The organism is Synechocystis sp. CACIAM 05, assembly GCF_010222815.1.
Classification (GTDB): Bacteria; Cyanobacteriota; Cyanobacteriia; order Cyanobacteriales; family Microcystaceae; genus Synechocystis.
The window spans coordinates 1496809-1520300 of sequence record NZ_CP019225.1 but is presented as its reverse complement, the minus strand read 5'-3'; the positions used below and the strand labels follow the sequence as shown (position 1 = coordinate 1520300).

Genomic DNA, 23492 nt, shown 5'->3' with positions numbered 1-23492 from the left:
CGTTAACTGTTACTTAACCAGGGTTGTATCGCCGCCAACACCGCTTCGTCAGTCTGCTTGCCCAACACTTTGCCGTCATAGACCACGGCTGGGGCAATGCCACAGGCTCCAATGCAACGGGCCGTCACCAAGGACATTTGTCCATCCTCTGTCGTTTCCCCCGGTTTCAGATGGACTTCCTGATCTAGGGTTTTCAGCAAATCCCCCGCTCCTTTAACGTAGCAAGCCGTTCCCAAGCAGACCACACAGGTATGTTTCCCACTGGGTTTAAGGGAAAAAAGATGGTAAAAAGTCGCCACTCCAAACACCCGGCTGAGGGGTAATTTAAGCCCCCGGGCTACGTAGAGCAGAACATCCTCTTCCAGGTAGCCAAAAATTTCCTGGGCTTTATGCAGGATTTCAATGAGGGCATCCTGATTAAATTGGTTGCGCTTCATGGTGGCGTCTAACACCTTAAAACGCTTGTCTCCACTAGGATGGGCCGCAGATGGGGGCACAGTTTGGCGATCGGTGGCAACGGTCATGGAAAAATCCTCAAAAAGGAGCAATACAGCAGATAAAAGATGATTGGGAGAGCCTAAACCAGGTAAATTTGATTGCGAAAGTTAGCCTGATTTTCACCCTTAGTCGGGAAAGAATTTGTGTGCCTCCACAATCTTGCCCACAATAACGAATGGAATCTCTAGTTGGTTGCCTTCATTGTTACATCAACTTTTAAAAAGTGAGCAAATCTTTAGCTTTCTTCAATGTCGATTACTTAATCAGGATAATTTAGACAACGAAAAAGTTGTTTTAAGCAACAAAAATAGTTCAAATAAATTGCACTAGATTTTGTTAATATTTCGTAACTAAATTAATATCGATTACTTCCCTTTAGTGAATAAAGTTAAATATTGCTTGCCATTGTTGGTGAGATTTTGTACATTGAATACATGGAGCCGAAGGGCTTCACTGGCAGATAAAAACAGCCACTTCCGTCCGAAAACCCTAGTTTAACAAGAGAGGTAAAACCGAGCTGTTTCTTTCTAAATCTGTCTCGTTTGTTTCTCAGTTCATCGCTCAGATGACGGACAACACCCAAACCGAAAATAGTCGCAACCCCAATTGCTAGCCATGGGAGATAGGCACTGACCTTGTATTAGGTATTTGCAGCTCCGGTCATGCTCAAAGAAAGGAGGGTAAGTCGAACTAGTTACTAGGTTCTGGGTGTTGTTTAGAAGTGATTTCTAGGGAAAATATAAAGAAAAGAGGATAGGAGAAATTTATTTTTTATGGTGGGAGGATAAAAATTGAGTATTGTCGATGAGTAGTTCGCCGAAGGTATTGAATGCTCAGGGCAGGCCATATGCTAGTGACACGAGTGATGAGGAGTGGAAGGTAATTGAGCCCAAGTCACCAGCCCAGCACCAAAAGGATTTGGGCATCCTAGAGAGTTAGACCTACGAGAAATAAATTATCAATACCATCTTTTATTTACAGCGCACAGGATGTCAATGGGAGACGCTCCCCCATGATTTCCCCCCCATCAGACAGTATATAAATATTTTCATAAGTGGCAAAGGAAGGGAATTTGGCAACAAATTCATGATGAATTACGTAAAGAGGTGAGAAAAAAGATAGGAAGATCTCCCAACTCTACTGTGGCAATGGTGGACTCCCAATCCGTTAAAACAACGGAAAAAAGGGGGAGGTATATGACTTTGATGGTGGCAAGAAAATTAAAGGACGTAAACGGCATATCGTAATTGAGGTCGTTAAGCGTTCATCTAAGGAATTTGAACTTTTAGCCGAGCGTTGGGTGATAGAGCGTACTTTTGGCTGGTTAAATCGCTATCGGCGATTAAGCAAGGATTACGAACTTTATACCGAAATAAGTTAAGCAATGATTTATGGTGCCCTCATCCGTATAATGCCTTCTCGTATTACTTTTTAATTTTTACTTCAGAAACTAGCTCTTAGTTCCATTTGGGATTCTAACCGTTGCATTGCTAAAGTACCTTCATGTAGTCTTCTTTCTTCCTCTAAGTAATCTTGGTACATTTTCTCGGATTTGATATTTTCTTGTCCATTCTGTATATTTTCAGATGATTGTCGTAGATTCGTTGCAAGAAAGAAGACAAGACCAAACAAAGAAAAAAGAACAACTGTGGGCAAAGATTCTATAGACGGAAAAATATCGATTTTATTTTTTGGTTTCAAATTTGTTTTCTGGTCTTTCACTCTCTCTTCGCTAAAACCACACTAATAACATATGTCCCTAATGAAATAGAACTGGCATGTTTTAAAGATGAGCCACATTGGGGTTATTTTTTGTTTATTTTATTTTACTCTTTGCTAGGATAAATATTGGCATACTTGGGTATTAATTGTTGCCTGTGACCGAAATTTTATATTTAATCCTCACTACCCTAAGACTAGACTAAATTTTTAAAATGGACAAATTTTTTTAAAATTTAATGAACGGGAATTATTATTTGCAAATTGGCAATAATAGTCTGAAACCTAAATTATGTAATTCTGAGCACACGCAGAGCTTGGGGTAAAATAACCACGGTTGACTGCTCCACCAACAATCCACTAATCCACAAAAACTAGGTCTGTCATGGTTTACACTCCTGCTCCGATTAAATTTGGTACCGATGGTTGGCGGGGGGTAATTGCCGCAGAATTTACCTTTGAGCGGGTGGCGTTGGTGGCGGCGGCGGCGGCCCAGGTGTTGGCGGCAGAATTTGGTAGTAGTGGTCGGGAACATCGCTTAATTGTGGGATACGATCGCCGTTTTATGGCGGAACAATTTGCCCTATTGGTGGCCCAGACAGTCCAGGAATTGGGTTTTGAAGTCTGGTTGAGTGAAAGTTATGCTCCTACCCCGGCCTTTAGTTGGGCGGCCCATCACGAAAATGCCCTGGGCGCATTGGTGTTAACGGCCAGCCATAATCCCGCCAATTATTTGGGTTTAAAAGTTAAAGGAGCGTTCGGTGGTTCCGTGGGCAGTGACGTTACAGAAAAAATAGAAGCCCAATTGCAAAATTCCTTACCCCAGCCCCAAGCGGGAGGTAGTTTGCACTATTTTGATCCCTGGCCTAGTTACTGCCAAGGCTTGCAGGCAAAAGTAAATGTTCAACCCATTCGAGAAGCAGTTCAACAGGGAAAACTCCGGGTATTTGCCGATGTGATGCATGGCGCAGCCGCCAGTGGCTTGGAGCGGTTACTAGGTTGTCCCATTGATGAAATTAACGGCGATCGAGATCCCTTGTTTGGCGGTGCTTCCCCTGAACCTTTGCCCAAATACGTTCCTAAATTATTAGCAGCGCTGCAAACGGCGGCCAAAGCTGGTGGGCCAGAGTTACGGGTGGGTTTGATTTTTGATGGCGATGCCGATCGCATTGCCGCAGTGGACGGCCAGGGTAATTTTCTCAGTTCCCAGGGTTTAATTCCCATTTTGATTTACCACTTAGCTACCCAAAAAGGCCTCCAGGGAGAAATTGTTAAAACCGTTAGTGGCTCTGACCTGATTCCCAAGTTGGCAGAGCTTTACGGCATTCCCCTCACGGAAACGGCGATCGGTTATAAGTATATTGCTGATCGAATGTTAACCAGTCCAGTCTTGATTGGTGGGGAAGAATCCGGTGGCATTGGCTATGGGGGTCACATTCCTGAACGGGATGCGTTGTTATCCGCCCTATATGTGTTGGAAACAGTGGTACAGTCCCAACAGGATATTAGTGAACAGTATGGTCGACTCCAGGAAAAAGTCGGCTTTGTCAGTGAGTATGACCGCATTGATTTACCCTTGGCCAGCATGGATGTCCGCACTGCGTTGGTACAAACCCTAAATGAAAATCCCCTAACGGCGATCGCCGGAGAACAAGTGACAGATCTATTGACCACCGACGGCTACAAATTCCGTATGGCCGGTGGCGGTTGGTTGCTAATTCGCTTTAGTGGGACGGAACCTTTACTGCGGCTTTACTGCGAGGCTCCCACCAGTTCCCGGGTACAGACGGTGCTCCACTGGGCAAAGGATTGGGCAAATGGGGTAACGCCTGCCAAGCCTGCACAATCATCTCACTGAGGCGGTCCCTTTGGACGTAATCCAATAAACCATCCTCCGCCAGAATTTCCTGAACCACGTCATCCAAAGATTGGTCATTGGCCCGGGCCCAGTTGATAACCCCGGCGATCGCCACCGCCACCAATTCCTCGTTAGCGGGGAAACGGCGCAGGGCATCTAGTTCAGAGTAGGTTTTGGGGATGGCGTACTGCATAGGGTTGGAAGCTTAGCACGGTTCTCTCCATTAAGCAATGGTTAAGTTGAAAATATTGCTCTGCAATGCAGTTAAGGCGAGATGGGAGTTAAGGAAAGCAGAAAATCCGGCAGTACATCTTCTCCCGACAAAGTATTTAGTTGTTCCAAAATTTCCACTGTTTTATAGAGAGAAACAACTCGGATAATCGCCATTGGTTTGCCAGATGTCATCGCCGCACGCAAGTTGTCTCCAAGTCATTCCACATGGTTGATATCACCGTGGCAATATTTGCCAAACCGAGCTCAATGGTAGCATAGAACTACTACGCAACTAGCACCTCTCATTACTTTATTGAAACTCTTAGCTATTTTTTGCCTGATTGATCTTTGTTCCTTTGAAAATTGCCTGAAAGCTGATAATAGTTTGGCTCCCTTTTTGTTGAAATAATTCATTCAGATTTCTATTTTTATCAAACTGATCAACCCCAGCCTCAGTCGATAGACGTTGACTTGGGGACAGCAAGGGAGAATTTTGAAAATTGTGATTACCTCACCATCGCAAATAATTCGTCAAAGGACTGCACGGGAATATCCGGTTTACTGACAATTTCAACAATTTTATTTTTAGCACTGGGGCTAAAGAGAGATTCCACACAAGCTTCTGCTACTTTTTGCCGGGGAATACTACCATCAAATAACGTATCTGCCCCGGCCATGACGATGGCGTTATCATTGTCCTCATTTTTCAAGCCCCCTGGCCGCACAATGGTGTAGGGGACACCACTCTGACGCAGATAATTTTCGCCCCATTGTTTCCAGACCAGAATTAAGCCAAACAGATTGAGGGGATGGAAGAGGTTAGACACACAAAGGGAAGACACCAACACTAATTGTTCAATGCCATTGGCTTTGGCCACATCCACCAGGTTGCGAGTGCCTAGATAATCCACTTTGAAAGGCCCGGTTAAGTCCGCACTGGGTCTGGCCCCGGCCGCATTAATCACCACTGTGCAACCGACGATCGCCGCCTTGATGGTTTCTGGTTCCAGCAGGTCTCCTACCATAATCTCTGTTCCTGGGGGTAACACCGCCTTAGCACTGTCGTAGTTCCGCACCAAAGCCCGCACTGCAATTTGGCGATCGGTTAAGGTATTGACAACTCGTTTGCCTGTTTCTCCGGTGGCGCCGATAACTAAAACTTTCATGGTTAAATTCAATTAATTTTGAAGTAAAGGTGATAAATATTTTAAGTCTGGAACTAGAAAGCAATTTCCGTTAAGCGTCGTTGCAACATTGTCGGAAACTGCCCGTAGTAACGCTTATTCAACGGTGAAGGATGGGGTAAAGGCATTAATTTAACAATTTTTTGACTACTTTTGCCCGCCGCTGTGGTCGCTTTAATCAACACGTCTAAGGAACGTTCATAGCGATCACCACCTTGGAAGAATTCATCCAACTGTCCTTTGGGAGCGTAGGGAGCAAACCATTTAAAAGCTTCCGTTCCCAGGGTAATAATTTGTTTGCCTCGCCAATGGAACACCAATAACTGCTCCACAAAAGGACGAAACCGCTCTTTCACTTTGACGGAATAGGCCTTATTCTCCGGGGGTTTGTAGGGCACTGTATTGGTGAGTAAAATCCTTTGGCAAACAGTTTGCAGATCGTCTTGCCCCCTGGGGAGACGCCCCTGCCAAGCTTCGAAAAAACCCTTCCTCACTAGCCGCCCTGCCGCTCCGATTAAGGGTTGTCCTTGGCGCACCTCATCCGCCCCCAAATCCCTGCCAAAAAAACAGAGCTGACTACCGAGGTTACCCCCAAATAAAATTGGATCTAGGGCATCTTTGCCGGCCTGCTCATAAATGGGAGAGTCTAGGGGAAATGGTTCCCGTTCTGCTTCTTGGCGAATAGTGCGGATCAGGGTTTGAAGCTCTGACATGGAAAAAACTGAGATAACTGATTGGCAAAAAAATTGGTAGGAAAAACTAGGAGATCCATGGCCTCGCCCAAGGAAAAATATCCTAGGGTCACAGACAGATAAATGTTAAAGACTGTTGCAGAAGTGTGCGTCTCCGTTAATGCCATGGTAGTTTTTATAGGGGCCACAAGTCCCTCAATTCAGCACTTGCCGATTATTTTTCAGTCAACAGTATTGCTCAAGGAGGAAAAAGGACAGTGTCAGCTACCCAGGTAGACGTTTCCCAGCCCCAAGAAGCCATCAGTGATTACGTGGCGGAACTGCAACTGCACATGACGCTCCAAGCCCGTAACCTGGTCCCCACCCTAACCCAAACCCCAGGGCCATGTCATAGCCTCGTGCATGAAAGCCAGGCCATGGTAGAAAAAATTATCTCCCGTCAGCGCTGCTAGGAAGTTCACCGACATTACTTCTGATATTTCCCCCGATAGGGCCAGCCCAAGGAAATTTACCCCCGTCCTGAACAGTGGTTTCCCTGGTGGCTTGCCAATGGTTGTCGGCAATAGTGGTATAATCCTGACTTTGCTGCATCAAAAATGGTGCGTCACAAAAAGCCCAAACCTAGAGATGGGAAGGGTGATCGCCGTTAGTTAAACACTGTGTTGAAGCTGACGGAATTTGCTCCCCCATGGTTCGCGGTTCTGAACTTTATTGGAAGCCCATGAGTAAGAAGTGTTCCCCCTGGTTAAAAGTCGGTGTATTGGCCACCAGTACCGCCTTGCTAAGTACCACTCCAGCTTTAGCAAATCAGCCCGAAACCTTTGCCAGCGTTGACTATTTTCAGGGTAGGCAGTCGGTTCCCATCGAAGTGGAAATGCCCACCGGGGGATTTGGCAACATTGGTTCTCCCATTTACCAGGGGGCCTGTCCAGCAACTTTCCAACCCATTGTGCAACGAATTGTGGGGGCTAAGGCCATGCCCAATTGGGGGGTATTGGTGGAAAGATTAGACGATCGCCAGGTACTGTATAGCCACAACGAAAATAAATTTTTTATTCCCGCCTCCAACGCCAAAATTTTTACCACAGCGGCGGCTCTACAACGGTTGGGTTCCAATGCCACAGTGCGTTCCCAGCCCATCCGCAACTGGGTGATGACTGTTAATAAGAGTTCCAACAATAACAACGCAGAGGTTTTACTGAATACGGTGGGAGGCCCCGGGGCCGTTAAAGCAGCGGTGGCCGAGTTGGGCGTTAATCCCCAAGGTTTCCGGGTGGCGGATGGTTCTGGTTTGTCTCGTAATAATGCGGCTACGCCTCGTTCCCTAGTGGACACCCTCCAAGCCATGTACCGCACCAGCAATAGTAGTTTATTCGTTTCTTCCATGCCGATCGCCGGTCAAGATGGCACCCTAGCCCGACGGATGAAAGCTACCACGGCTCAAAATAACGTCTTTGCAAAAACTGGCACCCTGCGGGGGGTAAGGGCCCTGTCTGGTTATGCCAACACTCCTGCCCACGGCACCGTTGTTTTTAGCATTTTGGCCAACGATTGGAGTCGCTCTGGGGATAACCTGGTGCGGGCCATTGACCAGTTGGTGGTGCAAATCAATAACATGGGTGCCTGCGACTAATCCAGACTTAGCAAGGAATTATAAAAATGGATTGGTCAGCCATTGCGGCTTCATTAACTACCCAGGGCTTGGAAGTGATCCAAGATCCCCAACAAAGAAAAAAGCTATCCACCGATTACGCCCATTTCAGCCCCATTTTGATGGCGCAGTTAGAGGGTAAACAGGCAGATTTAGTCGTCCTAGCCGGATCAGAACCAGAGGCGATCGCCGTTATCCGTTGTTGTGTGGCCAAGCAAATTCCCCTCACAGTGCGGGGAGCTGGCACCGGTAATTACGGCCAATGTGTTCCCCTTGAGGGGGGCATTGTTTTGGACCTGTCCCCCATGCAAAGAATTATTAGCCTGGAACCCGGCAAGGCAGTGGTGGAACCGGGGGTAAAGTTAGGCAAGCTGGAACAACAAGCGAGGCAAATAGGCTGGGAATTGCGCCTGTTACCTTCCACCTATCAAACAGCAACGGTAGGGGGTTTTGTCAGCGGTGGCAGTACTGGCATGGGGGCCCTGAACTACGGCACTTTATTTGATTCCGGCAACGTCCAGAGCCTCACGGTGTTGACCATGGAAGCGGAACCCCAACGACTGATTCTGTCCGGCGAGGCGGCCCAACCAGTTATCCATGGCTATGGCACCAACGGCATTATTACTGAAATTACTTTGCCCCTCACTCCAGCCCTACCTTGGCGGGAAGCCATCGTTAGTTTTCCGGAATTACCCATGGCGATCGCCTTTGCCCAAAATTTGGCCCATCAAGACGGCATTATTAGTAAGGAAATTTCCATTCAAGCCGATCCGATTCCACAATATTTCAGTAGTTTAAAAAGTTATTATCAACCCGGAGCCCACTGGGTGATGGTAATTGTTTCTGAGTTGGATTGGTTAGCTTTTACGCAATTAGCCAAGGCAAATAAAGGGGAAATTATTTTTGAACAAAATCCCCAAAGCCCAGGAAAAAAAATTAATTTGATTGAATTTAATTGGAACCACACCACCCTGTTGGCTAGGGCCGTGGACCCCAGCTTGACCTATCTCCAGGTATTTTTCTATCGAGATGTAGAGCAAATTCTCGCCCTGGAAAAACTATTTAAGGACGAGATTATGTTCCACATTGAAATAATGCGCATCCAAGGGCAAATGTGCCTAGCTGGTTTTCCTTTGGTCAAATTCACTAACGGCGATCGCCTGGAAGAAATCATGGCCGCCCACCAAAATCTAGGGGCCAGAATCGCCAATCCCCACACCTATAGTTTAGCCGGAGGGTCGGTACAACCTCTGCCAGAATCCCAATTAATTTTTAAACGCCAGGTAGATCCCCTTAATTTGCTCAACCCAGGTAAATTAACCGATTAATCCAGTTATTTTTACCCAAAAAAACTGGCTAGGATCTCAATTACAAATCCTAACCAATCTTTTATCTCACCAAAAAATAGTGAGAAGAATTTATTCACCAAACAAAACTAGGGGTGGAAAAGAAGATCGGGATAAAAACGATTAAACTCGATCAAAATACCAGCGGTGAAAGTCAACAAAGCCATGATCATGACCGGAGCAGTTGACAAAAAGGATTTCAAACCGTCCATAAATTGAGTCTCCAAAATTGACAAAGGTAAACAAAAATAATGTCGAAATTGAAGGGAGTTAGATATTAAGCAATAACATCAATAGTTCCCAGTCAATGCCCAACTAATTAGCGGGGGGAGGTGGGGATTTCTGAATCCTTCATCACCAGTTTGCCAGAGGTGTATTCGCCAACGGCGGCCAAGGGCCAAAGGAAACCACCCAACATTTTTTTGATCGCTAGGGGGACATTAATAACCACTTCCTGCATTTCAGGATTTTTGCTTTCCCGAATTTCAATCAGGTAAGAACGACCAACCCAGCCGATCCAACCAGCAATGTACAGGAACAAAATGCTAGGAATCAAAAAGTCACCAGCGTGGGTGAAACGACCGTCCACAATCAGGTGGGGATAGCCTTCTGGACCACACAGGGCAGAGGCGTAACGTTCCGCCCGAATTTTACCGGAGTTGGGATCGTTGGTGGTATTGAGGAAGTTTTTAGACTTGGCCAAGTAAGCGGGGTTTTCGCTACAGGGGGTCAAATTGGCAAAATCGTCCGCCGAAGCTGAGGGAGCGAAATTAAACCAGAGTGTAAAGGCTAGGAGCAACGCCAACAAATGTTTCATAAGAATCGTTTCCTTGGTTAAACAAAAGACTAAAAAGGCGGCTAAATAAATAAGCAAGATTCGCAACCTGTTACCGTGATCCGGGGATCGTTAGCCGATAATAGGAAAGACTGGGCTAATAAACCGTCGTCTTTTGGATCAAACTCAAACTAGCAGAGAATGGCAATCATTTTAGCAATTGAAACAAGTTGTGATGAAACTGCGGTGGCAATTGTAAATAATCGTAACGTTTGCAGTAATGTGGTTTCTTCCCAAATACAAACCCATCAAATTTTCGGCGGGGTAGTACCGGAAGTGGCCTCTCGCCAGCATTTACTTTTAATTAATACCTGTCTCGACCAAGCTTTGCAAGCAAGTGGTTTGGGTTGGCCAGAAATTGAGGCGATCGCCGTGACGGTGGCTCCTGGGTTAGCGGGGGCGTTGATGGTGGGGGTGACGGCGGCTAAAACCCTAGCCATGGTGCATCAAAAACCTTTTTTAGGGGTGCATCATCTGGAAGGTCATATCTACGCCAGCTATCTGAGTCAACCGGATTTGCAACCACCATTTTTGTGTTTGCTAGTTTCCGGTGGCCACACCAGTTTGATCCACGTTAAAGGTTGTGGGGATTACCGACAATTGGGCACCACCAGGGACGATGCGGCCGGGGAAGCCTTTGATAAGGTAGCTCGTTTGCTGGATTTAGGTTACCCAGGGGGCCCTGCCATTGACCGGGCGGCTAAACAGGGCGATCCAGGGACGTTTAAATTACCAGAAGGAAAAATTTCCTTGCCCCAGGGAGGATATCATCCCTACGATTCCAGCTTTAGTGGTTTAAAAACGGCTATGTTACGCCTCACTCAGGAACTTAAACAGAGTTCAGCTCCCTTGCCTGTGGATGATTTAGCGGCCAGTTTCCAAGATACGGTGGCCCGTTCTTTGACCAAAAAGACCATTCAGTGTGCCCTAGACCATGGCTTAACCACCATTACCGTCGGGGGAGGGGTGGCCGCCAATAGTCGTTTACGCTATCATCTCCAAACCGCCGCCCAAGAACATCAATTGCAAGTCTTTTTTCCGCCCCTAAAGTTTTGCACCGACAATGCCGCTATGATTGCCTGTGCCGCCGCTGACCATTTCCAAAACGGCGATCGTTCCCCTTTAACTTTAGGTGTCCAGTCTCGCCTCTCGGTGGAACAAGTCAGCCAGTTGTATGAGCGCAATTAACTTGACTTTACTGAAAAGCTGAAAAATTAGTGGGGCAAATTGATTGAAAAAATATGGCAGAACCCATGACAGAACAACAGAAAACAGAAAATTGGCTGGAAATCGGTACCATTGTTGCGGCTCAGGGTATTCAGGGGGAAGTGCGGGTTCTTTCAGCATCAGACTTCCCAGCTAGATTTTTGACTAAGGGTCAACGGTGGATTAGAAAAACCCCCCAGGAAACGCCCCAACCCCTAACGCTAAAAAAGGGCAAACAAATTCCTGGCAAAAACCTTTATATTCTGCGTTTTACTGAAATTACCGACCGTAATCAAGCGGAAGCTTTAGTCAATTACCAACTATTAGTCCCCGCCACCGATCGCCTACCGTTGGAGCCGGGGGAATTCCACGTCACTGATTTACTGGGGTTGATTGTTTACGACCATGACAATGGCGATCGCCTAGGGATAGTGACGGATTTTTACAGTGCTGGCAATGACCTATTGGGGATAACTTTGGATAAAAGTCCAGACAAAGAAGTGCTCGTCCCCTTTGTTGAAGCCATTGTGCCCACGGTAGAACTAGCGGAGCAACGGCTGGAAATTAAAACTATTCCAGGGCTACTGGGTTGATCGGCTGTGTTCCTTCATACCAGTTAACTGGCAACCGTACTTTATTTTCTCAGGGGTAAACAAAGTGAATTGCACTGATGCCCAGCCATTTGCCAAATGCTAAACTGATGCCATTTGAACAAAGCGGGGAAACAATGCGGATTTTGGTTACCGGGGGAGCAGGATTTATCGGTTCCCATCTTATTGATCGCTTGATGGCCCAGGGCCACGAGGTTCTATGCCTCGATAACTTTTACACCGGCACCAAACGCAACATCGTCCAATGGTTAGATAATCCCAATTTTGAGCTCATCCGCCATGACGTTACCGAGCCCATTCGCTTGGAAGTCGACCAGGTTTACCATTTAGCCTGCCCCGCTTCCCCCGTCCATTATCAGTTCAATCCCGTCAAAACCATCAAAACTAATGTGATGGGCACTTTATACATGTTGGGTTTGGCTAAGCGGGTCGGAGCAAGGTTTTTGTTAGCATCCACCTCGGAAGTGTATGGCGATCCCGATGTTCATCCCCAACCGGAAAGCTACCGGGGCAATGTTAATACAATTGGTCCAAGAGCCTGTTACGACGAAGGAAAACGGGTAGCGGAAACCCTGGCTTTTGAGTATTACCGAGAGCACAAGGTTGATATCAGGGTAGCGCGGATATTCAATACCTATGGACCACGTATGTTGGAAAACGATGGTCGGGTGGTGAGTAACTTTATTGTGCAGGCGCTACAGGGTAAACCCCTCACTGTGTTTGGCGACGGCTCCCAAACCCGCAGTTTTTGTTACGTATCCGACTTAGTGGAAGGCCTAATGCGCCTCATGAATGGGGATTACGTCGGGCCGGTTAATTTGGGTAATCCGGGGGAATATACCATATTGCAACTGGCAGAAAAAATCCAGAATGCCATTAACCCCGATGCAGAGTTAATTTATCAACCCTTACCGGAGGATGATCCCAAACAGCGGCAACCGGATATTACGTTGGCGAAAACTTATTTAGACTGGCAACCGACCATTCCCCTAGATCAAGGTTTGGCAATGACTATCGAAGATTTCAAATCTCGCCACGAAGGATGATTAATCACGACCGCCTCTTTAAGGAACTTTTGACAATTTTTTTTGCAGAGTTCCTTTAGCAAAAGTTCAGATTGCTCCCCCCGACCGCGTCAAAGTTAAGGCTGAATGTTTGCGACTATTGGTAACCCTCAAGCTAGATCCGGCTAGAATGCAATTAATCTCTGGCTTTGTGGACACCTATCTCACCCTTAACCAAGCGGAAGAGACAATTTTTAAAGAAGCTATCGCTGAATTTTCCCCCCTGGAACAGGAGGACGTTATGCAGTTAACAACCAGTTGGATGCTTGAGGGCATTGAACAGGGCATCGAACGTGGACAAAAATCTCTGCTACTCAAACAAATTAGACATCGTTTTGGAGAGTTGAATGCAGTTAATTTGTCGAGGATTGACATTCTCACAGTGCCTCAATTGGAACAGTTGGGAGAAGTGCTGTTGGACTGCTCTGATTTCGCAGAATTAGAACAATGGCTAGCGGCCCAATCTGGAACACCTGAGCGAAAAATTTAGTGAATTTCCAGAGGTGGATGTTGCCATGAATGTTCCCAAAGAATCAGGTTTCAACCATCGGCTTCCAATTCCAAACTGAGTTGATAAAGTTGCCGACGGGGCAGTTTAGTTTCTTCTGCCAATTGCCGACTAGCCTGGGAGCGAGTTAACCCTTTAGCCATTAAACTTCTCAATTCGTCCCGTAGATTTTCTTCAGAGAAGCTGGACCTGTCCTCCGGTGTAGCCCCGGCAATGACTAAGCAAAATTCTCCTTTCGGTGTATTTTCCGTAAAGTAGGCGATCGCCGTTTGGAGAGTGCCCCGCCAAAATTGCTCATGGTATTTAGTTAATTCTCTAGCTACGGTTAAGCTGCGTTCTTGACCCAAAAAGGTCTGTAAATCAGTCAATGTGGCCAATAAACGGTGGGGTGCTTCATAAAGAATAATCGTTCGCTGTTCCTGGGCTAGAGCTTGCAACAATTGCTGTCGAGGCTGATTTTTCGTAGGGAGAAAACCTTCAAACACAAAGCGGTCAGTGGCTAAACCAGAACTAATTAAAGCCACAATTAAAGCCGTTGCCCCAGGAATAGGTATCACTTCAATATTTGCTTCTCCACAGGCCGCCACCAACTCCTGTCCTGGATCGGAAATACCGGGAGTGCCCGCATCACTCACCAAAGCAATATTTTGCCCTGCTTGTAATTTGGCCAATAACTCCTGGGTGCGGCCATGGCGATTATGGTCGTGGTAACTAATTTGGGGCGTAGTGATTTGGAAATGTTGTAGTAATTTCCCCGTATGTCTGGTATCTTCCGCCGCAATCAGATCCACCGTTTGCAATGTTTCCACTGCCCGGGGAGTCATATCGCCCAAATTGCCAATGGGAGTGGCCACCAGATAAAGAATGCCCATTAAAGCCCCAAGTTTTCCTGTTTTCTGGCCTTAAAGGAAGCCCGTAACCAGACGGTGCCGGAAATGAGGGAAGGAGCTAGGACAAAAATAGTGCCGGTAATAATGGGATGTTGTCTGGCGGTTTCCGAGGAAAGCATCACCGCCAAAATGAAGGCGCAATAGAGCACCCCTAGCAGGGGGATTCCCATTACCAAGAGGGCAAATTTCGTATCCTTATCCATGGCCATAGGAGTCAAAGTCTTGAAAGAAAACTAGCAATAATGCCATTGTAGAAACTATTTTCCCTCGCAATACTTAAAACATTCCTTCGTTTACGTCAACTTGTACTAACTTTGTCACCGAATCTAATAGGTTTGGCTGGTTAGCATCAAACCAGTGGATTGCCGAATCTTTGCGAAACCAAGTGCGCTGACGTTTGGCAAATTGCCTGGTGTGGACAATGATGGACTCCGCCGCTTGAGTTAACGATATTTGACCTTGGAGATATTGTTTAATCTCAGCGTAACCAAGGGTATGGAGCAAGGGTAGGTCTTCCCCATACTGATTGATTAAACCCTCAACTTCCTTCACTAACCCCGCCTCAACCATGGCATGGGTACGCTGAACAATTCTCGGTTGGAGTTGCTCCGGTTCCAGACCTAAACCGATTTGCACAATGGGATAACTGGGGGGATTTTCCCCTTGTAGGCTGGAAATGGGTCGCCCAGTGGCATAGAAAACTTCCAAAGCCCGCAGGGTCCGCACCACGTCAGCGGGTTCAATTTTGCTTTGGGCTACGAGGTCCACTTGACTTAAAAGTTGATAACAAAAGGGTTGGCCGAGGTTAGCTAACTGTTCACGTAAATTGGTCTGGGGTGGAACAGCAGGAATTTTTAACCCCTTGACGATAGCCTGGATGTATAAACCAGTGCCGCCTACCAGCAGAATCGGTTGGTTTAATGACGCAATCAACTCCTGGGCTTGCCGTTGGTATTCCGCTAGGGTGAAGTTTTCCGTTGGTTCACAAATGTCAATCAGATAATGGGGTACCGTTTGGCGATCACCAAGGCTGGGTTTAGCGGTGCCAATGTCCAATTCTTTATAAATTTGCCTGGAATCGGCCCCCAAAATAACTGCGTTTAACCTCTGGGCTAGATCAAGGGCTAGTTGGGATTTCCCACTGGCGGTGGTGCCACAAATAACAATCAGGGGCGGAACTTTGGCCATGGGTACACTACTGGGCCAAAAGGCGATCGAGATTCGGCACAGCCACCCAGTGCTTTTCTTGATGGGCTTGCTTGGTCAAATCCATTAATAGTTGGGAGTAAACCCCATGGCGCAAAGATGGTGTGGGGGTTCTTTTTTGGTTAATACTTTGCACCCACTCATCTACTACCCGGACAACGGGGGCAAGGCGGCCATCGGCAAATACTTTGGGGAAATCTAAACGGGTCGGCACCGTCAATTCCTGCATGGGTTGCCCCACAGGATGGTGGAAAATTCTAAAGCCATGGATGTAATCTTTAAGATTGTCACTGCCTAGTACTAAACTCCCCTTTTCACCATAAATCTCCAACCAATGGCCCCGGCCACCATGGGCTACAGAGGTAATATTTATTTGACAGGGAACCTCATTGGCCAAAGTTAAACTGATTAGCGCCGTATCTTCCGCCGTCACTGGCTTCAAACGATTATTGTCCAGGGGATCGGGCCGTTCGGCGATCGCCACACTTAAATTAGCTGCTAAACTCTGAGCCGGGCCAAAGAACCAGTGTAAATAATCAAACGTGTGAGAAGCTAAAGCCCCCAGAGCGCCGCCACCTTTTTCCCGTTGGGCATACCAGTTCCAAGCCCGGTCAGCATTGGCCCGACTACCCACCAGCCAATCGACTTTCACTAGCCTCAGCGATCCCACCATGCCCTGGGCTAAAAGTTCCGCCACGTATTGCCAGGCGGGTACAAAACGAAACTCAAAATCCGGCATCACCGTCACGCCCCGTTGCTGGGCCAAATGATATAACTCAATGGTTTCCTCCACCCGCAGAGTCATGGGTTTTTCCAACAACACATGCTTGCCCGCTAAAATTGCTTGCCTAGCCATCTCAAAGTGAAGAAAGGGCGGACTGGCCACGGTTACAGCTTGAATATCTCCATTGGCCAGTAACTCCGACAAACTATCGTAGCTCTGGAGCAAACCCTGGGATTTAGCCACTTCCCTGCCCTTGGCCAAATCCCGATGGTAAATGGCGATCGCCTCGGTTTGGGCATGGTATTGCAGAGCCGGTAAATGGACAGCCTGGCCAAAGCCGGTACCCAGGACGGCGACGGTTAGGTTAGGAAAGTTAGTCATGGGCAATGGTTAAAGTTTACCGAGAACAGGGAAACGTATTTCAATTTTCTTAATTTCAACTATCTGATGTTATTTTTTCTGAACCAACAACGAAAGTATGATTCCCAGAAGATGCAATTTTAATCAAGGTTTCCAGATACTGTAGGAACCTAATATTTTGATCATCCCCTATTAATTGGGAAGCATTTTTTAACGCCCTGGCGGTGGCAACTGCTGTGCGGGCATTTTCCAAATCCGTTTGACCTCTAATTTTGGCTTCTAACTGAAGTGCGAAAAGGGTTTGGATATTTTTGGGAAAGGTAATATCTCTCAATTTCATTGCCTCAATCGTAACCCCAAATTTTTGGGCCGATTCCTGCAATTCATAGGGAATACTAGGTATAAAAGCTTCCCATTGCTCATTAAGCTCAAGACTGTTAATTCCGCTAATAGCACTACGCCAATAGATTTGGGTTGGAGGATGGATCAGAGTTTGAATCATACTTGCTAACCCTTCGATGTATCCCATTTGGGCAGGATCAACATAGGTCAACAATTTTGGACCGTCTGTAATTCTATAGTTGACAATGTAAGAAAAACGTAGGGCAATATTATCTTTGGTTAGAACTTCTTGATTTGTAACGATAAAGAACTGGTCAGAACGGGGAATCAAGAAAAGTTCCAATTCTGAGCGAAAATCCCAAAAGGAGTAAATACCCGGTTCTAAAGTTTTTTCAAAGCAATTTTTTCTATACAAAAGCCCAAGGCAATTAGGACGAACGGAGAAACGACGACACCAAATTAGACTGCGGGATTCCGTTCTCGGATTGAGCCCTAAAAGGTTTTGATAGCGAGCTTGTCGTGCCATGGAAATGATCGTTTTAGCCCCAGGCAAAGGTAAGGACAATCCCCAACTACGACGGAACAAAGGTTGAGCCAAGACTGAAAATCTTGCCGGTATCCCCCCTATTGCAGGTCTGCGTTGAGTTGAGTCTTTTACACTTGATCGCCAGCTTCGCCTGGGTATTTTTTATGGAGTAGGTTAACAACCCACGATGTTTGGAGACTTACCCCGCAATACCCTGTCTGAATGTAAGTCCCCGAGGTAAAGTACCTATGGCGACAGGTGACGGTTGCTGACATTCCATCCTACAACGCCCCTTTGCAATGATCTACTCAAACTTGGCATTTAAAAATGGAAAGTCATACCCGCCAGCAAAAAAATTACAATCGTTTATTTAATTATTTAATGGCCGCCAAATCAGCTTTGTCCTGCTCAATGACAGACTTTAAACGAGAAACGGCGGTGGAACGGGAATCTTCTCCAGCTCGACGGTAGAAATACAATGCGGGGGCAACCCCCAACAGCAATCCCAAGAAAATGGGGGGATAAATATTAGCGCCAATGCTCATCACCGTGGCAAAGCCGAAGTTGCCCAGATACATAGCCAAGGGCAAACTGTAGTCAGTTTCAGGGATTTCAACTTTTTTCAGCCGCCAAATCAGGGTGGCAATGACCATGAATACAGCTCCAGTACAGAACCAGCCAGCAAAGTTTTGGTAGGGCATACCGAAAAACCCACCGGGTACATCCCAAACCCAAAAGGGCATAGTGGTTTGGCTCATGGCGGGGTCTAACACGAAGTCCCAGGACATCAACAAAGTCGCCCCCACGGCGATCGCCGTCAATTCTTGCCCTAGGCGGGGTAAATTGCTATGACGTAAACCGGCTCTGACCAAAAGATAGGAGCAAAATCCTAGGTAAAACCAGGAAAGGGGAATGGTAAAGGGGACTAAACCGGCGATTTTGTAGCCCAATCCCGATAGATAGCGGTAGTAACCAAAGGGAAAACCAGTGCTGGTCCCCAATAATTCAGCAGAAACGGAAATGCCCAGGGCGGGAATCAAAAATCCGAGGGTAGGCAAAAGCCCCAGGGTGCGGAATGCATAAACAGCCACAGCGGCAAAGCCCAGCAGCATGTAGGCCACGCCACCACCAGCCATAGACCATTGAAAAGCGACTTGGCCAATGGGAGGCAAATGGGCGATGAATTCCGGGTGGGGTAATACTAGTAATAACCCCGCCAAGCCAAAAGCCATGGAGCCGATATGGCCAATCAGCAATAGCCGCTCAATCCGCATTAGTTTTTCCATTCAGTCTCTACCGCTAAAACTACATTCAAATTCTAAGTCATTATAGTTTACAAATCTTTACCAGGAGCGGTGGGTTAATTGATGGTGGGCCACTGGAAAGGATGTTTAAACAGTCTGGATTTATCCTCTAAATTCCCCAAGGTTGAGGGACTTTAACTTAAATTCACCTTAAATTTTGAGGAATCGAGGGGCCTCCCCAACTTCCCCTAAGCTCTATTGGCGAGTTCCAGGTGCCACGGTGGGCCAGCCGCTTTTCAGAGGTGTTGTGGGGGTTTGTTTAAACTCATCCAGGGCCGGATTCGGCAATTCCCCTGGGGTAAGGGATTTTTGACTTTCCAGCCAAGCTTGGTAGTCGGACAAAGATTGCACCACCACGGGAGCTGTCATGACGGCAAAGTAGGTGCCGCTAAATTGAGAGTCGTGGAGCTTATATTCCCCCAAACGATTGGGCGTAAAACTAAATTCAATTTCTCGGTTGGGCACAATGTCCTGTTTAATGCGGAAATTAGGCACGTAAAACCCATGGAGCACATCTTTGGAGGTCATATTCAATGTTACCCGGCGATCGAGGGGCAAATGCAATTCATGGCTAGTTACCCCCCCATTGGGATAGGTGAAAGTCCACAGCCATTGTTTAACTTCTACGCCAATCCTTTCGGGGTTAATATTGCTTCCTTGGGTCATGGCCAGTTCCGCTGGAGCATCGGCGGCGATCGCCTTTTCCCTCAGTAATTGAGGCACTTCCACCACGGGTAAGGGGCCAAGCACATTCATGCGTTGGTAAATGGCATAGCTATACCAAGCAATCCAGGTCACCAAAATAATCGGCACCACTGTCCAAAAAATTTCCAAACGGGCATTACCCCGGATCGGTGCCCCCTGGGGATTCTGCAGGCTGAATCGATGGAAAATAACCGAGTATGCCATGGCCCCCGCCACTCCCAAAAAGACCACGCTACCAAGGCTGACCAAAAAACTAAACAAATCCCCCACAGGTTGTGCCTCCTGGGCGGCGGCAGGGGGTAGCCATTGGTAAGCTCGCTGTCCCAACCACAGACTAGCTCCCACGGTAAAAACAATGTAAACCGCCAATAGGATGAGATTTTTGCGACTCATAGTTAATCACTCTGGTTAGCCGTGGTCTAATGGGGAAGCTAGATTAGCTTAGTCTGCCAAAGGCAGAAATTTGGTTGCTGTGGAAACATCAAAGCCGGGTTGTGGTTTAGCCCTGGATAATGACAAGCAAAAACCTTGGTTAGGCCTAATGATAGGCAACTCCCGTCTGCACTGGGCATATTGTAGCGGCAATGCTCCCCTGCAAACCTGGGTTACAGATTACAACCCCAAGTCAGCTCAGTTGCCGGTTTTGTTGGGGAAAGTTCCTCTGATGTTGGCATCGGTGGTACCGGAACAAACCGAAGTTTGGCGAGTATATCAGCCTAAAATTTTGACCCTGAAGAATCTTCCCCTGGTCAATCTTTACCCCAGCTTTGGCATTGACCGGGCCCTGGCTGGGTGGGGAGCGGGGCTGACCTACGGCTTTCCCTGTCTAGTGGTTGATGGAGGCACTGCTTTGACCATTACAGGGTTTGACCAAGATAAAAAACTGGTGGGGGGAGCGATCTTGCCCGGTTTGGGATTGCAGTTAGCAACCCTAGGCGATCGCCTGGCGGCCCTACCAAAGCTAGAAGTAGGTCAGTTGTCCCGGTTGCCTGACCGTTGGGCTCTGGATACCCCCAGCGCTATTTTTAGCGGTGTTGTCTATGGCATGTTGGGGGCATTGCAGAGTTATCTTCAGGATTGGCAAAAGCTTTTTCCTGGTGCCGCCATGATTATCACCGGGGGAGACGGCAAGATATTACATGGCTTCCTAAAAGAGCATTCTCCTAATCTTTCGGTGGCCTGGGATGACAATTTGATCTTCCTCGGTATGGCGGCCATACACCACGGCGATCGCCCCATCTGTTAGGGTTAGGGGTCGGCATTGTTATAGCTACGGGAGGTTAAATCGGGGTGAATCTTGGCCAATGGGGGGAAATTATGTCCTGGTTATGTTTATTGCCCATATCCGGGGGCATTGTATATAACTTGCTGACCGTGTTTACCACTAGCCTTTTTCTGACAAGGTCTCTACCCAAGCAAGATTTCCAACCAGGGGTGTCAGTGCTGAAGCCAGTGCGGGGCTTGGAAAAAAACCTAGAAGCCAACTTACGCACCATTGCCCAGCAGAATTATCCCGCCTATGAAGTAATCTACTGTGTGCAAGATCCCCAAGATACGGCGTTGCCTATAGTCAAAAAGCTTCAAGCGGAGTTTGGCCCAGAAAAAATTATTGTGGCGGTGCATCAAATCGAACAGGGAGCCAACGGTAAGGTTAATAATCTCCTAGGGGGATTAAAACATGCTAAATACGACATTTTGGTGATTAGCGACAGTGACACCAATCTGCGCCCCGATTACTTGGCCACCATAGTCAGTCCCTTGGGCGATTGCCTGGTGGGCTGTGTCACCACCCCTTTCAAGTTGACCCAAGCCCAAACATGGTACGAAGGTTTAGAATTGCTGAGCATCAATGCTGACTTCATGCCTAGTGTTCTGTTTGCGGAGGTAACTGGAGCATCCAAAGCTTGTTTAGGTCCTTCCATTGCCATTCGGCGATCGACTTTAACGGAAATTGGCGGCCTAGAAAGTTTAGCGGACTACTTAGTGGAGGATTTTGAACTGGGGCAGCGGGTTTGGACGGGGGGGTTAAAGATGGTTTTACTGCCCTATGTCATTGACGCCGGGGTGAATTTGGATAGTTGGACTAATTGGTGGAGCCATCAACTTTATTGGGATCAAAATACTTACCTGGCTCGCCCCTTGCCTTTTTTAGCCACCATCATTATTCGGGCAGTGCCCTTCGCCTTTTTGTTTACCTTTTGTCATTGGTCTGAACCTTGGGCTTGGCTAATTCTGTTCATAACCCTAGCTACCCGTTATGGGACGGCGGCCATAGTTGCCAGGGAACTAAAAGATGGGGAAACTATCCGCTATTTACCGTTGTTGCCGTTGCGGGACTGCTTTGGCTTGGTTTTTTGGGCCCTATCCTTTTCCCAACGACAAGTCCAGTGGCGGGGCATAACCTATCGTCTTACTAAGGGGGGCAAAATGATACCGGTTTCCCCTATTCCTAAAAGTTAAAGCGGGATGATTTAAGTCGGTGTTGATTGGCATTAGTCTTTGTATATTGGCTAACGGAGGGATTTCCCTTGGGATCAATGACCCCGGTGGCGGTTTCCCACAAACTACGGGGAGCAGGGGTAACCATGTAAATACTGTCCTGTTTGCGAACGTAGTACCATTGCTTGCTTTGGCATTCCGGACACCAAAATTCTTCTAGCCATTCCCCGGTAAGACTGACGGTGGGGCGATCGCCAAGGACAAGACTCGCTTTTTTGTGGGTGTAGCCCCGGCTCCGCAGTTGGGCAATTTGGTCAGCGTAGAGTCCATGTTTTTGACTGACGCTATCTAGGTAACAACCGTGGATAGGGCAATGGATGGGGCGACGTTTGGGTCTTTTGCGATGGCGGGAGCGTTTAGGGGGTTTAGTTGTTAGAGAGGTAACATTAGGAGAAAATTCTGGGGAACCCATAGATGCACGACTGTCTAAAAAAATAGAGGTCTGGTCAGAGCTGCAGTTTACTTTTTTTGTTTAGCCGGACTCTATCATAATCACTGACATTTTGATTGTGTTTATCAGCCCATTGAGCAAAATGCTGGGCAGAAATGGCCATTGCTCGCTGACCAATTTACTGGGACAAGCCAGTGACTGGTGTGCCTTGCGCCCTAGCTTCAATTTTTGATACAGTGATCGGACTGATATGGCAACAAATAGCGAAAACCAAGCTAGACATGTACAAAATATTCTTTTGTGACCGTGGTTTTGCCCTTCGGAACGAGGGTTTTCCTCCCGTCTTCAGAATGTGAGGCCTATTATTCTTCCGAATAACAATCATTTCTGTAGATAATAAATTCCTTCCTTGCTTTAGCAGGCAAGATTGGTTCACAATTTGATTGGGCCATTGCCCCATTACCCTAACCCCCGCCAGGATTATGGAAGATTTATTAGGTTTGCTACTTTCTGAAACCGGTTTATTGGCGATAATTTACCTAGGCCTAAGCCTAGCCTATCTATTGGTTTTTCCGGCCCTTTTGTATTGGTATTTGCAAAAGCGTTGGTATGTGGCTAGTTCCGTCGAAAGACTGGTCATGTATTTTTTGGTCTTTCTCTTCTTCCCTGGGTTACTAGTGCTCAGTCCGGTGCTGAATCTACGACCCCGCCGCCAGGCTGCCTAGATTTTGCTTTTGTTTAGGCTCTAACTGGGTCGGTTGTTACTCCAGACCCGGTTGCCGTGTTTTTTTGTTGCCCATTGTTCCCATTTGTCATCCCAGGAAAAACCACCATGCGACGCATTGATGCTTTGGCCATTGCCCTGGGTTTTTTCCTTTTGGGCGGAGTAGTTTACGCTGGATTGCAGGGTTTTGGCATCGAAGCTCAGCAGGCTGGCATTTGGACCCAAGCGGTGCTAGTGGGGGGCCTAATCATTTGGCTCCTTTCCTATGTCACTAGGGTATTTACCCACGACATGACCTATCACCAACAGATTAAAGAGTATGAAGATAAAATGATCGAACTCCGCTGGGCGAATATGACCCCAGAGGAACGGGAAAAACTCCAGGCCGAAGTGGTGGAAGAAAAGGATACATCCAGTACCTAAAAGACTTTCCTGT

At 47.2% G+C, this 23492-nt stretch carries 26 protein-coding genes and 2 pseudogenes; 14 read left to right on the top strand and 14 right to left on the bottom strand.

What is annotated here, in order from left to right; all coding sequences use genetic code 11:
• Positions 1–2: 2 nt before the first annotated feature.
• Positions 3–524 carry a bidirectional hydrogenase complex protein HoxE gene (gene hoxE, locus BWK47_RS07285; protein ID WP_162328143.1) on the bottom strand — a complete coding sequence of 174 codons (522 nt, stop codon included), beginning with the start codon at positions 522–524 and terminating at the stop codon, positions 3–5.
• Positions 525–1302: 778 nt separating this feature from the next.
• Here hoxE and BWK47_RS07280 point away from each other — a divergent pair.
• Positions 1303–1876, top strand: a pseudogene (locus tag BWK47_RS07280) (transposase); the annotation flags it as partial.
• Between the two features lie 65 nt (positions 1877–1941).
• Here BWK47_RS07280 and BWK47_RS07275 read toward each other — a convergent pair.
• A complete protein-coding gene (locus BWK47_RS07275) occupies positions 1942–2220 on the bottom strand; it encodes a hypothetical protein (RefSeq protein ID WP_162328142.1) in 279 nt (92 codons plus the stop codon).
• A gap of 382 nt (positions 2221–2602) precedes the next feature.
• On the opposite strand from BWK47_RS07275, the gene BWK47_RS07270 reads away from it, so the two are divergent.
• On the top strand, positions 2603–4075 hold the full coding sequence (locus BWK47_RS07270; protein WP_162328141.1) for a phosphoglucomutase/phosphomannomutase family protein: 1473 nt from the start codon (positions 2603–2605) through the stop codon (positions 4073–4075).
• 337 nt (positions 4076–4412) lie between these two features.
• Positions 4413–4584: pseudogene (locus tag BWK47_RS07255) on the top strand (IS1 family transposase); the annotation flags it as partial.
• Between the two features lie 210 nt (positions 4585–4794).
• On the opposite strand, the gene BWK47_RS07250 reads toward BWK47_RS07255, so the two are convergent.
• Together BWK47_RS07250 and BWK47_RS07245 are read right to left on the bottom strand one after the other, a co-directional pair.
• Entirely contained in the window at positions 4795–5454 is a 660-nt protein-coding gene (locus tag BWK47_RS07250) for an SDR family oxidoreductase (RefSeq protein ID WP_162328140.1), read from the bottom strand.
• 53 nt (positions 5455–5507) lie between these two features.
• Positions 5508–6185 carry a uracil-DNA glycosylase family protein gene (locus tag BWK47_RS07245; RefSeq protein WP_162328139.1) on the bottom strand — a complete coding sequence of 226 codons (678 nt, stop codon included), beginning with the start codon at positions 6183–6185 and terminating at the stop codon, positions 5508–5510.
• A 236-nt stretch (positions 6186–6421) separates the two neighbouring features.
• Here BWK47_RS07245 and BWK47_RS07240 point away from each other — a divergent pair, with 236 nt between their 5' ends.
• From BWK47_RS07240 to BWK47_RS07230, 3 genes are all read left to right on the top strand, one after another.
• Positions 6422–6616 (top strand): hypothetical protein, encoded by a 195-nt coding sequence (locus BWK47_RS07240; protein WP_010872729.1) that lies wholly within the window; start codon positions 6422–6424, stop codon positions 6614–6616.
• Between the two features lie 269 nt (positions 6617–6885).
• Complete coding sequence (gene dacB, locus BWK47_RS07235; protein ID WP_237269919.1) at positions 6886–7797, top strand: D-alanyl-D-alanine carboxypeptidase/D-alanyl-D-alanine endopeptidase; 912 nt, start codon at positions 6886–6888, stop codon at positions 7795–7797.
• A gap of 26 nt (positions 7798–7823) precedes the next feature.
• Complete coding sequence (locus BWK47_RS07230) at positions 7824–9143, top strand: FAD-binding oxidoreductase (protein WP_162328137.1); 1320 nt, start codon at positions 7824–7826, stop codon at positions 9141–9143.
• A gap of 107 nt (positions 9144–9250) precedes the next feature.
• Here BWK47_RS07230 and psaJ read toward each other — a convergent pair whose 3' ends face one another.
• Together psaJ and BWK47_RS07220 are read right to left on the bottom strand one after the other, a co-directional pair.
• A complete protein-coding gene (gene psaJ, locus BWK47_RS07225) occupies positions 9251–9373 on the bottom strand; it encodes a photosystem I reaction center subunit IX (RefSeq protein WP_010872732.1) in 123 nt (40 codons plus the stop codon).
• A gap of 107 nt (positions 9374–9480) precedes the next feature.
• Positions 9481–9978, bottom strand: a complete 498-nt coding sequence (locus tag BWK47_RS07220) for a photosystem I reaction center subunit III (RefSeq protein ID WP_010872733.1) — start codon at positions 9976–9978, stop codon at positions 9481–9483.
• Positions 9979–10137: 159 nt separating this feature from the next.
• Here BWK47_RS07220 and tsaD point away from each other — a divergent pair, with 159 nt between their 5' ends.
• The 4 genes from tsaD (at position 10138) to BWK47_RS07200 (ending at position 13367) form a co-directional block, all read left to right on the top strand.
• On the top strand, positions 10138–11184 hold the full coding sequence (gene tsaD, locus BWK47_RS07215) for a tRNA (adenosine(37)-N6)-threonylcarbamoyltransferase complex transferase subunit TsaD (RefSeq protein ID WP_162328136.1): 1047 nt from the start codon (positions 10138–10140) through the stop codon (positions 11182–11184).
• A gap of 53 nt (positions 11185–11237) precedes the next feature.
• The gene (gene rimM, locus BWK47_RS07210) at positions 11238–11795 is read left to right on the top strand and encodes a ribosome maturation factor RimM (protein ID WP_162328135.1); all 558 of its coding nucleotides are present in this window, start codon (positions 11238–11240) and stop codon (positions 11793–11795) included.
• A 134-nt stretch (positions 11796–11929) separates the two neighbouring features.
• Complete coding sequence (locus BWK47_RS07205; protein ID WP_014407106.1) at positions 11930–12859, top strand: UDP-glucuronic acid decarboxylase family protein; 930 nt, start codon at positions 11930–11932, stop codon at positions 12857–12859.
• Positions 12860–12968: 109 nt separating this feature from the next.
• The gene (locus BWK47_RS07200; RefSeq protein WP_237269916.1) at positions 12969–13367 is read left to right on the top strand and encodes a DUF4351 domain-containing protein; all 399 of its coding nucleotides are present in this window, start codon (positions 12969–12971) and stop codon (positions 13365–13367) included.
• Positions 13368–13417: 50 nt separating this feature from the next.
• Here BWK47_RS07200 and rsmI read toward each other — a convergent pair whose 3' ends face one another.
• From rsmI to BWK47_RS07165, 7 genes are all read right to left on the bottom strand, one after another.
• On the bottom strand, positions 13418–14257 hold the full coding sequence (rsmI, locus tag BWK47_RS07195) for a 16S rRNA (cytidine(1402)-2'-O)-methyltransferase (protein WP_162328134.1): 840 nt from the start codon (positions 14255–14257) through the stop codon (positions 13418–13420).
• A complete protein-coding gene (locus BWK47_RS07190; RefSeq protein ID WP_237269915.1) occupies positions 14257–14478 on the bottom strand; it encodes a hypothetical protein in 222 nt (73 codons plus the stop codon). Before BWK47_RS07190 ends, rsmI begins: the two co-directional genes overlap by 1 nt.
• 73 nt (positions 14479–14551) lie before the next feature.
• Positions 14552–15463 carry a tRNA (adenosine(37)-N6)-dimethylallyltransferase MiaA gene (gene miaA / locus BWK47_RS07185; RefSeq protein WP_162328132.1) on the bottom strand — a complete coding sequence of 304 codons (912 nt, stop codon included), beginning with the start codon at positions 15461–15463 and terminating at the stop codon, positions 14552–14554.
• 7 nt (positions 15464–15470) lie between these two features.
• Positions 15471–16586 carry a Gfo/Idh/MocA family protein gene (locus tag BWK47_RS07180; RefSeq protein WP_162328131.1) on the bottom strand — a complete coding sequence of 372 codons (1116 nt, stop codon included), beginning with the start codon at positions 16584–16586 and terminating at the stop codon, positions 15471–15473.
• Between the two features lie 55 nt (positions 16587–16641).
• Positions 16642–17505, bottom strand: a complete 864-nt coding sequence (locus tag BWK47_RS07175; RefSeq protein ID WP_237269912.1) for a slipin family protein — start codon at positions 17503–17505, stop codon at positions 16642–16644.
• 302 nt (positions 17506–17807) lie between these two features.
• Positions 17808–18719, bottom strand: coding sequence for a gamma-carotene 1'-hydroxylase CruF (gene cruF / locus BWK47_RS07170; RefSeq protein ID WP_162328130.1), 912 nt, complete (start codon positions 18717–18719; stop codon positions 17808–17810).
• A 213-nt stretch (positions 18720–18932) separates the two neighbouring features.
• A complete protein-coding gene (locus BWK47_RS07165; RefSeq protein WP_162328129.1) occupies positions 18933–19835 on the bottom strand; it encodes a cytochrome c oxidase subunit II in 903 nt (300 codons plus the stop codon).
• Positions 19836–19914: 79 nt separating this feature from the next.
• On the opposite strand from BWK47_RS07165, the gene BWK47_RS07160 reads away from it, so the two are divergent.
• Positions 19915–20688 (top strand): pantothenate kinase, encoded by a 774-nt coding sequence (locus BWK47_RS07160; protein ID WP_162328128.1) that lies wholly within the window; start codon positions 19915–19917, stop codon positions 20686–20688.
• A 71-nt stretch (positions 20689–20759) separates the two neighbouring features.
• A complete protein-coding gene (hpnI, locus tag BWK47_RS07155) occupies positions 20760–21902 on the top strand; it encodes a bacteriohopanetetrol glucosamine biosynthesis glycosyltransferase HpnI (protein ID WP_237269910.1) in 1143 nt (380 codons plus the stop codon).
• Here the strand turns inward: hpnI and BWK47_RS07150 are convergent.
• Entirely contained in the window at positions 21892–22353 is a 462-nt protein-coding gene (locus BWK47_RS07150) for a hypothetical protein (RefSeq protein ID WP_162328126.1), read from the bottom strand. The genes hpnI and BWK47_RS07150 overlap by 11 nt on opposite strands.
• 461 nt (positions 22354–22814) lie before the next feature.
• On the opposite strand from BWK47_RS07150, the gene ndhL reads away from it, so the two are divergent.
• Entirely contained in the window at positions 22815–23057 is a 243-nt protein-coding gene (gene ndhL / locus BWK47_RS07145) for an NAD(P)H-quinone oxidoreductase subunit L (protein ID WP_010872748.1), read from the top strand.
• 107 nt (positions 23058–23164) lie between these two features.
• Positions 23165–23479 carry a DUF3007 family protein gene (locus tag BWK47_RS07140; RefSeq protein ID WP_020861781.1) on the top strand — a complete coding sequence of 105 codons (315 nt, stop codon included), beginning with the start codon at positions 23165–23167 and terminating at the stop codon, positions 23477–23479.
• The last annotated feature ends 13 nt before the right edge of the window (positions 23480–23492 follow it).